We start from the raw sequence: 15,244 nt of genomic DNA, 5'->3' as shown, positions 1-15,244 counted from the left end.
AGTTAATGGCAAGGGGTGAAAAGGTGAGAGAATTTCATTATGAAGAAATAGTCAATAAAGTTGCAGTGCTTTGTAAGGAAGCTAATTATGATTTAGGCCAAGATGTAGTGTCCGCATTTCAGCAGGCAGTTCAGACTGAATCGTCAGAGATTGGGAAAGACGTGCTAAATCAGTTAATTGAAAATGCTAATATTGCGACCGAAAACCGTGTTCCCATGTGTCAGGATACTGGCGTTTCTGTATTTATCGTGAAGCTTGGGCAGGATTGTCATATAACTGGAGGAAGTCTTTATGACGCAATTAATGAAGGGGTAAGAAAAGGATATGAAGAAGGTTATTTAAGGTATTCAATTGTAGATAATCCTATAAATAGGAAGAATACCGGCGATAATACTCCTTCTGTAATCCATATCGAATTAGTTCAAGGTAATCAACTGGAAATTCAAATGTCCGCAAAAGGTGGGGGTGCAGAAAATATGAGCAAACTTATGATGCTGACCCCCAGTGATGGAATTGAAGGTGTAAAACAATTCATATTGGATACAGTTAAAGAGGCTGGGCCGAATGCATGCCCTCCATTAGTAGTAGGTGTGGGTATCGGTGGTAACTTTGAATCCTGTGCCTATCTAGCTAAAAAGGCATTGTTTAAACCAGTAGGAGAACGTCACCTAGACCCTGAACTTGCTGAATTAGAAGAACAATTAATTCAATCTATTAATGCACTAGGAATTGGACCTCAGGGATTGGGTGGAAGCACAACAACGTTGGATGTCAAAATCGAAATAGCACCTTGCCATATTGCAGCACTTCCGGTAGCTGTTAATTTAAACTGTCATGCGAGCAGGCATAAACATGCTATATTATAGTAAATTACGTACTAGATTTTATCCCGCACGTAACGGAAAGTAATACCTCTGCTTCAAGACTATGTGGCTTAGCTAAGGTGGATAAGTGGGAGATGAACTGCCCGTATATGTATAACTCTGTTCTAGAGCAATTAGGTCATGCCCTTGCGATACTAACATTCTGTGGGTGAAGAGAAACGAAACCCCCGCGGAATGAAGTTTCACTTTAAAACAAATTGTCCTTTTTTGGAGGGTGAATATGTCTCAAATAAAAATAGATGTACCATTTCAAGATATAGATACGATAAAATCGCTTCGTCCTGGAGATAGAGTGTTACTCAGTGGATCAATTTATACAGCTAGAGATGCTGCACATAAACGAATGGAAGAACAATTGAAACGAAATGAAAACCTCCCTATTGAGTTACAAAATCAGGTTATCTATTATGTAGGCCCCACTCCGGCAAAGCCCGGAGAGATCATAGGATCAGCAGGACCTACAACAAGCAGTCGTATGGATAAGTACACACCTCTATTGCTGGAGAAGGGGTTAAAAGGTATGATTGGAAAAGGGTATCGCAGTCAAACAGTCATTGATTCCATCGTAAATAATTGTGCTGTTTATTTTGCAGCAATTGGCGGTTCAGGAGCTCTATTAGCCAGACGGATAAAATCAGTTGAAGTCATTGCATATGAGGATTTAGGTACTGAAGCTATTCGAAAGCTGGAATTGATAGATTTCCCGTGCATGGTTATCAATGACTCAGAAGGTAGGGATTGGTATAAAGAATCCCAGGAAGCATTTAAAAAGAGTAGTAGCAAAACATAGTAGCGGATTAAAATAATTTTTTGTAATATTTAAAATAAAGAGTTGCCAATCCTTGATACAGGAATTTGATAATCATGAAAAAAAGGATTAAATTACGTACGAAAATATTGATTCTTTCTTCTATTTTAGTTTGTTCTTCTGTATTGGTAAGCGGTTGGATGATGCTCATCAGTATATCTGATTCTTTTGAGGAAGAGATAGGCGAGCGCGCTATCGCTATTGCCAGAACACTGACACAACTGGATGACATAATTATTAATGTTGGACAGGAAGGGGGAGAGGAGTATATACAACCGATTGCAGAGCGTATTCGTCTATCTACCAATGTTGACTATATTGTCATATTAGATATGAACCGCATTCGCTATTCACATCCATCAGAAACGAGAATAGGTGAGGTTTTTGAGGGAGGAGATGAGATAGCAGCATATTCTGAGCATGAATATACATCCAAAGCTTTGGGAGAATTAGGATATGCCATACGTGCTTTTGTTCCAATTATGGATGAAGCAGGAACACATCAAGTTGGAGTAGCAGTTGTTGGAATTCTGTCACCGACCTTTCAGTCTCTAGTAAAAGATTATCAGAGTGATTTGCTCGTTTCACTTGTATGGGGATTACTTATTGGGATAGGTGGTTCTTGGTTCCTAGCAACCAATGTGAAGAAGCAAACCTATCAATTGGAGCCTTATGAAATTGGAAGACTGTTTGAAGAGCGACAAACAATCATGCAGACATTGGATACAGGAATTATTGTTACAGATGATAAAGGGAAAATAAGTTTCATGAATAAACTTGCAGAAGAATATACAGGCTATACATTTTCCGGTCAAATGTACATAAGTGAAGTGTTTACACGATCATGGATAACTGAGCAGCTTTTAGAAAGTGAGAAGGTTATTAACAAACCTGTATCTTTTAATAAAACGATGTATTTGGTCTCTATATATCCTATTTTTGTAAAAAAAGATTTTATGGGATCTTTGATTATTTTGAAAAATCGCTCTGAAATTCATCAGCTTGGAGAAGAGTTAACCGGTGTTAAAAGTTTAGTAAGCGCGCTCCGTGCACAAAATCATGAGTATATGAATAAGCTTCATAGTATTGCTGGGCTTATCCAGCTTGATAGAACTGATGAGGCTCTGGAACTGCTTATTGAGGAAACATCTGATGAAGAGAATATGATTCAGTTTTTAAGGGATCGCATTGATCACTACCCAATATCGGGGCTTATATTAGGAAAACGGGCACGTGCTAAAGAAATGGGTGTGCATTTATGGATTCATGAGGATAGCTATTTAAACAGAGTGGTGGAAGGTTTTAGTTCTGGAGATTTGATTACATTGATTGGAAATTTGCTTGATAATGCAATCGAATCTTGTGAAGATGCTGTTCTCAAAGAAGTCAGCTGTCTGATTCAAGGCGGTAACAATTCTTTATATATCATGGTAGAGGACAGTGGTAAAGGGATACCCACAGGGGAAAGTGAACTGGTCTTTCAAGAAGGTTATAGTTCCAAGGCCAAGGAAGGAAGAGGATTTGGACTTGCTCTTATAAAAAGTATTGTTGAGGCGAATCAGGGTGAAATAAGCATTACTTCAAAGGGAACTAATGGGACAATTATGGAAATAATTGTAGGCCAAAAAATAGGAGTGGGTGATGATGGTTAATGTAATGATTGTAGAGGATGATCCAATGGTACAGGAGGTAAACAAAAGTTTCCTTGAGAAAATGGAGGGCTTTCATTTGCAATTTTGTTCTGAAAGCGGAAAAACAGTGTTGGATAAAGCCATGGAATCTCCCCCTGACCTTATTTTGCTTGATATGTTTTTACCCGATATTTCCGGTTTAGATGTATTACAAGAAATACGCCAAAAAGAATTGCCTTCAGATGTTATTCTAATTACAGCTGCACGAGATGCCAAAACGATACAGCAAGTATTTCGACTCGGTGCTGTTGACTATTTAGTGAAACCTTTCCGTTTCAATCGTTTTCAGCAAGCTCTGGAAAATTATAAAAAGATGTGGATGAAGTTACAGTGGTCCCAATCGTTAAGTCAAGAAGATATTGATGATTGGAATAAACAAAAAAACAACATGAAAACAGATTCACCTCCAAAAGGGCTAAGTGAAATTACGTTAAAGCAAATTTATATGGCTCTATTAGATCAACAACGTCCAGTTACTGCCGAAGAGTTAGCTGAAAAAATGGGTATGGCAAGGGTAACTGTACGTAGATATCTGGAACATTTGGAAAAGCAAGAAAGAATAACAGTCCAGATAGAATATGGCAAGGTAGGAAGGCCAAGTCATAACTATTCTGTTTGACCTATGTTAAGACCACAAAGACCAAAAAGATCAATATGAATATTTTATTGTCATAATAATGAAAGCGCTTTATAATCTGGGGTAACATAGATTGTGAAAGGTTTTATCCTATATTCTTGCGCTGTCATCGCTTTCGCCAATCAGGGTTATTTAAGTCTATTATCTTTTGAATAGAGGTGGTGTCATTATCGAAAGTAAAAGTCCTTTTTCAGTGGTATAAAACTAGTTTAGTGATAATTTTTTTATTCTTATTAAATGCATGTCAAGTGCAATCCTATCCGGAAGATCATGAACAACTGAGTGAAGAAGAACGAATTGTTATCCGTTTTTCTCATGTTGTTGGAGAAGAGACTCCAAAAGGACTTGCTTCTAGAAAGTTTGCGGAGCTGGTAGAAGAAAGAACGGATGGGTATGTCGAAGTACAGGTCTTTCCAAATAGTTTTCTTTATAAAGATGGAGAAGAGATAGAGGCTTTGTTAGCTGGTGATGTGCAAATGCTTGCTCCGTCTACTTCAAAGATAACGGCATTGGTCCCAGAATGGAAAGTAATTGATATACCATTCGCTTTTGAAAATGAGGAAGAGATTCATGATTACTTAAATAGTTCAGCTGGAAAAATACTGGAAGATAAGTTGGTGCAAAAAGGCTTCTATCCTCTTGCCTTTTGGGAAAGTGGTTTTAAACAAGTAACTAACAATCGAAACGCATTACACTACCCGGAGGATTTTGAAGGATTGGAGTTTAGAATTATGAGCAGTGATATTCTAAAAGAACAATTTTCATTACTCGGGGCTCATGCTCAGGTAGAGACGTTTGATCAGGTATTCCCTTTATTGGAACAGGGAGTTTTAAATGCACAGGAAAATACTTATTCCAATATTGTCAGTAAAAATATCCACAAAGTACAAGATCACTTGACAGTTAGCAATCATGGTTACTTAGGATATTTGGTATTAATTAATGATGATTTTTGGAAAAGTCTTCCTGATGAAGTTCAGGTAATTATTATAGATGTGATGGAGGAAGTAACGGAATGGGAAATTAAGAAAGCGCGAGAATTGAATGTACAGGAGTACGAATATCTTCAAGAATGTCAATGCATTAATATTCACGAGTTAAGTGATGAGGAAAAAAATACCTGGGAAGAAACATTAGATCCGCTGTATGAGCGTTTTACTGAAAAGTATGGGTCGCAATATATTCATTATTTACCAAGATTTCTGAATTATTAAAATACTAGGAGGGTTTAAATGAAAGGGATTAAAAAGTTTTATTTAATCACATTTATATTGATAATTATGTTACTTGCAGCATGTAGCAGTGAGGAAGCAGAAGGTGAGGATAGTGGAGAGGTAGAAGAAAGAGATTATCCATCTACAGTAACAATTGGTACAGCCTCTCAAGGCGGTACATATTATATTTGGGGTGGAGGACTTGCGACATTATTGGAGCAAAATCTTGATATTACTTCAAATGTGGAGGTAACAGGTGGTCCTGTGCATAACATACAACTTTTGGATGTTGATGATATTCAGCTTGGTATGGTGACAATGGGACCGTTGTATGAAGGATACTATGGTGAAGGGGAATGGGCAAGCAAAGAATTTAGTGATATTCGTGTTATATTTCCAATGTATAACACACCATTTCAGTGGTGGTCTACAGCAAGTTCAGGAGTTACCAGCATAATGGAACATGAAGGAGAGCGTGTCGGTATTGGTCCTGCAGGCGGAACACCAGGTACGTATAATCCCTTAATTTATGAAGCGCTTGGCATTGAAACGGGTGACCAGGTTGCAGCAGGTGCAAGCGATATGGCTTCTCAAATGTTAGATGGGCAGTTAGATCATATTGGTTTTTCTGCGGGGTTACCAATAGCTGCCGTCACAGAGGTAGAAACGCAGGCTGATATTAATATTTACGGTATAGATGGTGAAGAACGTGAAAAAGTAATGGAAGCATTACCATATTTTACTGAATTTGTAATCCCTCAAGACACGTATGAATCTCTTGATGGAGACGTGGAAACTATAGCCCAGTTTAACTTTGGTGTTGTGCAAAAAGAAGCAAATGAGGAGTTTGTATACGATCTTGTTAAAGCATATCACGAAAATATTGATCAAATGATTTCAACACATGCATCCGCTCAGGAATCAGAGGATCCTGCTGCCATATTAGAAAATAAAGAGTATCCGTTGCATCCTGGAGCAATTCGTTATTATGAGGAAATAGGAATTGACCTTCCTGATGCAGTCTATCCTCCTGAATGGGAACAAAATAATTGATTGAGATTGGACAACCCAATTAAAATTTCACACAATAAAATTCTATTTAAACTATTGATTCTCTGTTGAAATGACAGGGGATCGTAGTTATTTTTCAGCATGTAAACAGGGAGGGGAATCATATGTCTCAACAAAAAAACAATGTTGCAAGAGAGCAAACGGAACATACGGATGAAATTGAAAATAAAAAAATAGATACGAGAATTACAGAGGATGAATTAGAATCTTCTCCTCAGATAAGAGATTTGAAGGGTGCTTTCCGCTATATATTTATGGCTATAGCTGTCATAGGAGCACTTTTTCACTTATATATTCTTAACTTTAATCCAATTGACCCGTGGGTATTTAGAAGTACCCATTTGGCATTTGGTACAGTGCTTGCTTTAATGCTTTATAAAGGGTGGAAGACCAAATCAAATAGAGTGACCATTATAGATTGGGTACTTATTGCAATCGCTATTTTTATAGCTTTATATATTTATATAAATCTGGAACAGTTAGTTTTTCGGTTTGGTGTAGCACCAACGACGATGGATTTTATTGTTTCCTTTCTTGGTTTATTGTTGGTTCTGGAAATAACTCGTCGGTCAAGTGGTTGGATTTTGCCAATATTGGCGTTTATTTTTATCCTTTATTCATTTGCGGGGCCGTATTTACCAGGTATCTTAAATCATAATGGTTATTCTCTAGAGCGATTTGTCACTTATGTATATGGGTTGGACGGTGTTTTTGGTGTTACTACAGATGTATCTTCCAAATATATTATCCTATTTATTATATTTGGTGCATTCTTGCAAATGTCCGGAGTTGGTCAATATTTTATTGATGTTGCCTTCAGGATAGCCGGCGGTTTAAGAGGTGGTCCGGCAAAAGTTGCAGTTGTTTCCTCTGGTCTAATGGGAATGATCAACGGAACCTCTGCAGGTAATGTTGTTGCAACCGGTTCATTGACGATTCCATTGATGAAAAAAACAGGTTACCGACCAATGTTTGCTGCAGCAACTGAAGCAACAGCATCATCAGGTGGACAGTTACTACCGCCAATTATGGGAGCGGGAGCATTCCTGATGGCGGAAATTACTGGTATCCCTTACTCTGAAATTATTATAGCTGCAACGATCCCGGCTGTTTTATATTTTGTTTCTGTTTATTTTATGGTTGATTTTCAAGCTATTAAGAGTGGTATGGTTGGTTTATCTCGTGACCGTCTACCAAACTTGAAGAAATTGCTAAAGAAATTTTACTTATTTGCACCGGTTGTTTTGCTGATCTATTTGCTTGTTAGTGGGTTTTCCGTAATTTTTGCGGGTACAGCAGGGATCATTGCTTGTTTTATACTAAGTTTGTTTAATAAAGAGACACGAATGGGCTTAAATAAGGTATTAGAGGCATTGGAATTGGGGATGAAAAATGCTATTCAGCTTATTGCCATTGTTGCTACAGCAGGGATTATTGTTGGGGTAATTGCATTAACAGGTATTGGTCAGCGTTTTAGTTCAATGCTGCTTACCATTGCGGATAACAATTTAATCATTGCACTAATTTTTGCAATGTTAATTTCTATTATTCTTGGGATGGGTATGCCAACGACTGCTGCTTATGCGGTTGCAGCCTCTGTTATTGCACCTGGATTGGTTAATATAGGAATTGATCCTATAATTGCGCACATGTTTGTTTTTTACTATGCGGTTATTTCAGCAATTACGCCACCAGTAGCACTAGCTGCCTTTGCAGCAGCTGGTATATCCGGAACAAATCCAATGAAAACTAGTGTGCAGGCCTTCAAAATTGGTCTTGCGGCATTTATCGTGCCGTTTATGTTTTTCTTCAGTCCGGAATTATTACTAGAAAGTGGAACAGTAGCGGAAATTGTTTTAGCAGTAATCACAGCACTGATTGGAGTTTACTTGCTATCGGCGTCCGTACAAGGATGGATTTTCGGGAAAATGGCTAGCTGGTATAGCCGGATTATCTTTCTGCTAGCTGCAATTATGTTTATGCTCTCTGGTATTCAAACAGATATTATTGGGGTTGTCATGGTAGGTGCAGTATTAGTAATTCAAAAGTTTTTAAATAAATCTGAACCGCCCAATCAATCTATGATAGAAAGCGCTAGTACAGAATCTCCGCTTTAGCAAGTTTTACTTTATAGCTTATTCGAGAAGGTTAAACAAACTAGATAAAGAAGGTTGCTTATGTTATTTAATTTTATTCATTCATTCAAGCGTATGAAGCTGTCCGGAAAAATGATTACGTTTTTAATTTCTACAGCTATTTTCGTTGGATTATTAATCTGGTTGCCTGAAGATATTCCTTGGTCTGCAAAAGCCACAATCAGTATTATGATATATGGTATTTTACTTTGGGCTTTTGAATCGCTGCCTCTGGGCATGACCTCTGTTTTTATGATGATATTATTATTGTTTTTGCATGCTGTTCCTATTGATGTGGTATTAAGCGGTTTTGGTTCTCCAGCTGTATTTCTGATAGTAGCAGGAATGATGATTGCTAAAGGAGTAAATGAGACTCCATTAATGAATAGAATCACCTATATGCTTTTTGCTAAATGGGGTTCATCGGCAAAAGGTATATTTATAGGGGTGTTTTTACTTATGCAATTACAGGCATTTTTTATTCCGGCAACTGCTGTGCGATCTTCGTTGATAGTACCTGTTGTTCTATCTGTACTTCAATCAGTAGGGGCAAAAAAAGGAAGTAATTTTAGCAAACTTATGTTGGTAGGAACAGCATATGCGGGAAATATTAGCGGGACAGCTATTTTAACAGCAGCTATTGGTAACATATTAACGATAGAGATTTTACAATTATATGTAGGAAAATCTTTATCTTACCTAGATTGGTTTGTGTATGCTTTTCCTGTTTGGATATTATTAATTGTGGTAATCCCATATATTGTATGGAAATGTTTCCCTCCTGAAGATTTTTCTTTTCACATTCTCCATAAACAAATGAAACAGAAAAAGGAAGACTTGGGAGGGTTAAGTAACTCAGAATTAAAATGTATGATCATTCTATCGATTACTGTTTTATTATGGATGACACAACCAATACATGGGTACCATCCCACTGTTCCGGCTCTAATGGCTGTCGTACTAATGGCGTTGCCGAGAATTGGTTTTGTAAAATGGAAAAAAATCGTTAGTGTTAACTTCGATTTGGTCTTATTAATTGGTGCGACTTTATCATTAGGATTTGCATTAATCGAGTCAGGTGCCATTGAACTTCTAGAAGAACTTATTACCTCTGAAAATCTAATAAATATATTCGCTAACCCATGGCTTGCAATACTTATGGTTATTTTAATATCGCAAATTTACCATCTGGGGGTTACAAATGTTTCTACTGCAGTAGTGACATTACTTCCTGTTCTAATTAGTTTGTCACTACAGGCTGGTATTGACCCAGTGGTAGTAAGTTTTACTTCTGCAATAACGATATTATTCGGATATCTATTAATCGTAGAGACTATGCCAAATGTAGTAGTTCATGGAACGGGAATGATAAATCAACGCGACTTCTATTTACCTGGGTTGTTATCCACTATTGCGAGTACCATTATAACCTTGTTTGTTGCATTTACTTGGTGGAGGTGGTTGGGGTTTTGGCCATAATTTGTTAGGGAATATAAGGTTTTGTTTGGAATTTCACTAAGCAGATTGATTAAGAAAAATACTCCAATGTCTTGTTTTAAGAATCATAATATATTTGGTGTCTACTTCAATCCTAGAGGGAAACGAATATTATATATTTAACAATTTGTTTTATAATGTATTGTAATATTTTTATCGTGAATCCTTTTAATTAAACAGTACGTTCGCTATAATTATTGTATAAAATATCCAGATTTATTAGAATGGGGAAAATATTATGGCTGATGAGATGAATTTAAGAATTGGCGATAGAGAAATGTTACATAATCGTGTTTGTAGCGTTTTAAGAGAAGCTATATTGAAAGGTGATTTTAAACCTGGAGAAAGATTGGTTCAAACAGAGCTAGCTAATCAAATCGGTGTAAGTCGTATGCCAATAAGAGAGGCATTGCGAACACTAGAATTAGAGGGACTTATCGTAATGCAGCCACATAAAGGAGCGGTCGTTCGTGAAATAAAAAAGGAAGATATTCAAGAAATATATGAACTTCGCTCGGTTCTAGAACCAATGGCATTGAAGAAAAGTATGGAGCAATTTAAACAGACAGATATAGATGAGTTATCGGCGCTTCATCAAACAATGCTGCAAACTGAGTCAGATCAGAAGTATGTAGAATATAATGCAAATTTCCATGATATACTAGTTAGTCGTTGTAAAAGCTCTCGTTTATTAAGTTTCATAGAAGCGGTTTTAAATGGATTTGCTCTTGATACTCCACAAATCATTCCTGGTCAAGTTCAAAAATCGAATAAGGAACATGGAGTTATATTAGAAGCAATTGTCGAAAGAGATGCTGACAAAGCCTCAGAATTACTTGCTCAGCATATCCAGCGAACTGGTGTGGAATTACTTCAGACATTAGAAAAAAAGTAAATAAATTTATTGTAAATAAAAACGCACATAGTTTTGTGACATGCTCCCATATAGGTAGAAAGATTAAAAAGTAAAAACCTGACTACTTATGGGGAAGGATATCAACTGTAACTGTGTGTGTTTTAAATTATTTTCATTTTGTCGTATTCTTTTTGTATTGATTGAGGGCTTTTTAAATTTTGTCTATTCAATTCAATTTAATAATAAAAATATTTACAAAATAATGAATATACATTACAATAAATTGTATCCAGTTATACAGTATCCAGAAATTATATTAATAAAATGTAAGCGCTTTATTTAAATGAATATGGATCAATCGTAAGTTATAAATACAAAGTAAAAAGTATCATTTAAATAATTTGAATATTTCGTTTATAAAATGTAAACAAGGAAGGTTGATTAATAATGAAGCACCATGTTAATGAAGGGTGTGTGCAGAGTTTACATTGGATGAAATAAAGCTATCATTAGCTCAGCAAGAGAAGTAACAAGGGGGTCGATTGTTATGAGAGATGTATAACGTATTTCATTTTTTAGCATTGATTAGATTTAGATGAGCTAAATAAAATTATAAATATGGAGGTAAACAAATGATTAAACCAAAGTTGTATGTATTGGACACAGGAACAATGAAGATGGATAAAAACTATATGATTGCCATGCATAATCCAGCGAATATAGATAATCCTAACCCGCCTGCAGAATTTGTTGAATTTCCTGTATATGCTGTATTAATTGATCATCCTGAAGGGAAAATCCTTTTTGATACTGGTTGCAATCCAGAAGGAATGGGTGAAGGCGGTCGTTGGCCAGAAGGAACTCAAAAGATGTTCCCTTCGTTCCAAGATGAATCTTGTTATTTGATTAATCGGTTAGAACAACTAAATACGAGACCAGAAGATATTAAGTATGTTGTTGCTTCTCACTTACATCTAGATCATGCTGGATGTTTAGAATTATTTACAAACGCTACTATTATTGTTCATGATACAGAGCTCTCTAATACTATGAAGCAGTATGCGATGACAAAAGATATGGGGGCCTATATTTGGGCAGATGTTAATGCATGGATAACAAATGATTTGAAATGGAAAACAGTGATGCCGCATGAAGATGAATTAGAACTTGCTCAAGGAGTGAAGATTCTTAACTTCGGTCCTGGCCATGCTTGGGGGTTACTTGGATTACACATAGAATTGCCAGGTGAGGGAGGGATTATACTAGCTTCTGATGCTATATATACATCAGAAAGCTATGGTCCACCGGTAAAGATGCCTGGAATTATATATGATTCTATTGGCTATTTAAATGCAGTGGAAAAGATTAAAAAGTATGCAGAGCGCACCGATTCTCAGGTTTGGTTTGGACATGATTCGGAACAATTCAGAAAGTTTATCAAATCAACTGAAGGGTTTTATGAGTAATAGTTCAAGATAACAGATTAGTCTCATGACATCTTCATTAGAATAGTCATGAGACTCTTCTATAATAAAGTAAGTTCACTAAACGGAGGTTTGGTCTACATGATTGATGTAAACGGTCATTACTTTGGTTCGGTAATTAATGGAGAAGAGCGAAAAGGTGAAAGAAAAAATTTAGATGTAATTAATCCATATAATAATGAAGTAATTGGAAAAATATCATGTGCAACAAAAGAAGATGTTCATGATGCAGTAGATACTGCTCACTATACTTTTAAGAATACGATGAGAAGGATGCCTGCCCATGAGAGAGCGAATATATTGCGGAAAACTGCTGGACTATTAGAAGAGCAGTCTGAAAAATTTGCTAGAATGTTAACGTTAGAGGCAGGTAAACCAATACGTGAAAGTAGAGGTGAAGTAGAACGCGCTGTTCAAGTTTTAAGGTTTGCATCGGAAGGAGCAAAGTCAATTTATGGTGAACAAATTCCTATGGATAGCGCAGTAGGTGGAGAGGATCAAATTGGTATAACGAAGCGAATTCCTGTGGGTGTTGTAGCGGCAATTACACCATTTAATTTTCCATTAAATCTTGTACTTCATAAAGTTGCTCCAGCGATAGCAGTAGGAAATACCATTGTTCTCAAACCTGCAGAAAAAACACCACTATCTTCTGTACTACTATATCAATTATTTGAAGAAGCAGGACTTCCAAATGGTGTTTTCAATATAGTTATGGGGCCTGGGAAAGACCTTGTAGAACCACTTATAACACATCCATACGTAAAAAAAGTTACTTTTACTGGAAGTGGTGCAGTAGGATGGAAGATAAACGAAATCGCTAAACGGAAGAAGGTAACGCTTGAATTAGGATCAAACGCTCCTAATATTATTTTCGAAGCTGGAGATATGGATATTGCTGTTCGTTCAATTATTATGGGAGGGTATACATATGCAGGCCAAGCATGTGTTTCTGCCCAACGTATCTATGTTCAGGAAAGCATATATGATTCGTTTTTAGAGAAGTTTACTACAGAAGTAGAGGCCTTAAAAATTGGAGACCCGCTTGAAGAATCAACAGAGATGGGGCCGATGATTACCGAGGAAGCAGCAATACGTGCTCAATCATGGATTGAAGAAGCAATTGATCAAGGAGCAACATTAGTGACCGGTGGGAAACGTAAAGGAGCGTTATTAGAACCAACTGTAATAGCTAATGTGCTACCTGAAATGAAAGTTGTTTGTGCAGAAGTATTTGCACCGATTGTTAGCATTATGTCATTTTCCACAGAGAAGGAAGTAATTGAACATGCAAATGCTACTGATTTTGGACTGCATGCAGGTGTTTTTACTTCGGATATTAACCAAGCAATACGTGTAGCAGACGCAATCGAAACTGGTGGTGTTTGGATTAATGAAGTGTCTGTACGCCGCTATGATCATATTCCATATGGTGGTGTGAAAAATAGCGGTATTGGAAAAGAAGGGGTTAAATATGCTATGGAAGAAATGATGGATACAAAATTTATTGGAATCAAACTTTATTAACAAAAACAAATAAAGCCAGATTATGGAGGAGTGAGTACGAATGAAAGTGAAAACAGCAGTTTTACGAACTTCAGGAGCTAATTTGCCATATAGAGAGAGTAAACCAATTAAGATTGAAACGCTAGAATTAGATGCCCCAGAGCATGGAGAAGTACTTATTCAAATTAAAGCTGCAAGTCTGTGTCACTCAGATTTATCCGTTATTAATGGAAGTAGACCACGACCACTTCCTATGGCTCTTGGGCATGAGGCTGCAGGTGTTGTTGTAGAAGTTGGTGAAGGGATTACAGATTTAGAACCAGGTGATCATATTGTATGTGTCTTTGTCCCAAGTTGTGGATATTGTCTTCCGTGTAAGGAAGGACGCCCTGCATTATGTGAACCAGGAGCTGAATCAAATACAGCTGGAACATTAATTAATGGAGGCATTAGACTACATGCTGATAGTGAAGCTGTTAATCATCATGTTGGTGTATCAGCCTTTTCAGAATATGCAGTGGTTTCTAGGAATTCAATTATAAAAGTTGAAAAGGATATTCCTTTTGAAAAACTTGCATTATTTGGTTGTGCCGTTATTACTGGCGTCGGTGCCGTTGTTAATACTGCTAATGTAAAGCTTGGTAGTACCGTTGCAATTGTTGGGTTAGGTGGTATCGGACTAAGTGCGTTGCTTGGAGCAGTAGCAGCAGGAGCCTCCCGAATTATAGCAGTCGATATTAATGAAGCTAAATTAAAACAAGCGAAGGAACTAGGAGCTACCGATGTGTTTGATTCCAAAGATAAAAACGTAATAGAACAAATAAAAGAATCAACCAATGGTGGCGTAAACTATGCATTTGAAACGGCAGGAGCAGTACCAGCAATGGAAGTCGCCTATGGCATAACTAAACGTGGTGGGACTACGGTGACTACTGGTTTGCCACATCCAGAGCATCAATTTTCATTTCCATATGTGACATTAACTGCTGAGGAGAAGACGTTAAAAGGTTCTTACGTTGGAAGCTGTGTTCCAGATCGGGATATTCCTCGTTACATGAATTTATTTAAACAAAATCGCCTGCCTGTTGATAAATTGATGACAGATTTTATATCATTAGATGAGATAAATGAAGGATTTGATAAACTGGCTAAAGGAGATTCGTCGAGGATTATAATTAAGATGTAAATAATAATATGAGTTATAGACAAAGTAAAGGAGCTCGGGTTAAAAAGCCTGAGCTCTTTTTAGTGTGGTGTGCATGTTAAGGGTTCCAGAAAACATATCCATTTTTTAGTAGAACGGTATAAATCCAAACCAGGGCAGCCTTGAGATACAATTTCATCAGTTCTCTAAAACCCAAAAACTTTGGAAATCCAAAAAAGTAGTGAATAGAAGCGTTCTATAAACCAAAACAGCAATGGAAATCTAGAAAAGTAGTGAATAGAAGCGTTCTATAAACC

Annotated in this window: 12 protein-coding genes; all 12 read left to right on the top strand. The window is 36.8% G+C overall.

The window, feature by feature from the left end; all coding sequences use genetic code 11:
* Positions 1-23 precede the first annotated feature (23 nt).
* The 12 genes from C794_RS15305 (at position 24) to C794_RS15250 (ending at position 14,969) form a co-directional block, all read left to right on the top strand.
* Positions 24-866 (top strand): fumarate hydratase, encoded by an 843-nt coding sequence (locus tag C794_RS15305; protein WP_026133822.1) that lies wholly within the window; start codon positions 24-26, stop codon positions 864-866.
* A 238-nt stretch (positions 867-1,104) separates the two neighbouring features.
* Positions 1,105-1,674: a Fe-S-containing hydro-lyase gene (locus C794_RS15300; protein ID WP_017798034.1), complete on the top strand. Its 570-nt coding sequence runs from the start codon at positions 1,105-1,107 to the stop codon at positions 1,672-1,674.
* A 74-nt stretch (positions 1,675-1,748) separates the two neighbouring features.
* Entirely contained in the window at positions 1,749-3,344 is a 1,596-nt protein-coding gene (locus C794_RS15295; protein WP_017798033.1) for an ATP-binding protein, read from the top strand.
* Positions 3,337-4,002, top strand: coding sequence for a response regulator (locus tag C794_RS15290; RefSeq protein ID WP_017798032.1), 666 nt, complete (start codon positions 3,337-3,339; stop codon positions 4,000-4,002). Before C794_RS15295 ends, C794_RS15290 begins: the two co-directional genes overlap by 8 nt.
* Positions 4,003-4,232: 230 nt before the next feature.
* Positions 4,233-5,234: a DctP family TRAP transporter solute-binding subunit gene (locus tag C794_RS15285; protein ID WP_230199302.1), complete on the top strand. Its 1,002-nt coding sequence runs from the start codon at positions 4,233-4,235 to the stop codon at positions 5,232-5,234.
* 18 nt (positions 5,235-5,252) lie between these two features.
* On the top strand, positions 5,253-6,287 hold the full coding sequence (locus C794_RS15280; protein ID WP_017798030.1) for a TAXI family TRAP transporter solute-binding subunit: 1,035 nt from the start codon (positions 5,253-5,255) through the stop codon (positions 6,285-6,287).
* A gap of 122 nt (positions 6,288-6,409) precedes the next feature.
* Positions 6,410-8,422, top strand: coding sequence for a TRAP transporter permease (locus C794_RS15275; protein WP_017798029.1), 2,013 nt, complete (start codon positions 6,410-6,412; stop codon positions 8,420-8,422).
* 60 nt (positions 8,423-8,482) lie between these two features.
* Positions 8,483-9,919: an SLC13 family permease gene (locus C794_RS15270; protein ID WP_017798028.1), complete on the top strand. Its 1,437-nt coding sequence runs from the start codon at positions 8,483-8,485 to the stop codon at positions 9,917-9,919.
* Between the two features lie 256 nt (positions 9,920-10,175).
* Positions 10,176-10,832: a GntR family transcriptional regulator gene (locus tag C794_RS15265; RefSeq protein ID WP_017798027.1), complete on the top strand. Its 657-nt coding sequence runs from the start codon at positions 10,176-10,178 to the stop codon at positions 10,830-10,832.
* Positions 10,833-11,425: 593 nt separating this feature from the next.
* Complete coding sequence (gene ahlS / locus C794_RS15260) at positions 11,426-12,259, top strand: AhlS family quorum-quenching N-acyl homoserine lactonase (RefSeq protein WP_017798026.1); 834 nt, start codon at positions 11,426-11,428, stop codon at positions 12,257-12,259.
* A 99-nt stretch (positions 12,260-12,358) separates the two neighbouring features.
* Positions 12,359-13,804, top strand: a complete 1,446-nt coding sequence (locus C794_RS15255) for an aldehyde dehydrogenase family protein (RefSeq protein WP_017798025.1) — start codon at positions 12,359-12,361, stop codon at positions 13,802-13,804.
* A gap of 40 nt (positions 13,805-13,844) precedes the next feature.
* Positions 13,845-14,969, top strand: a complete 1,125-nt coding sequence (locus tag C794_RS15250; RefSeq protein ID WP_017798024.1) for a zinc-dependent alcohol dehydrogenase family protein — start codon at positions 13,845-13,847, stop codon at positions 14,967-14,969.
* Positions 14,970-15,244 lie beyond the last annotated feature (275 nt).

The sequence above is a fragment of the Oceanobacillus kimchii X50 genome, from assembly GCF_000340475.1.
In the GTDB taxonomy this organism is placed as follows: Bacteria; Bacillota; Bacilli; order Bacillales; family Amphibacillaceae; genus Oceanobacillus; species Oceanobacillus kimchii.
This window is presented reverse-complemented; position numbering and strand designations above follow the sequence as displayed.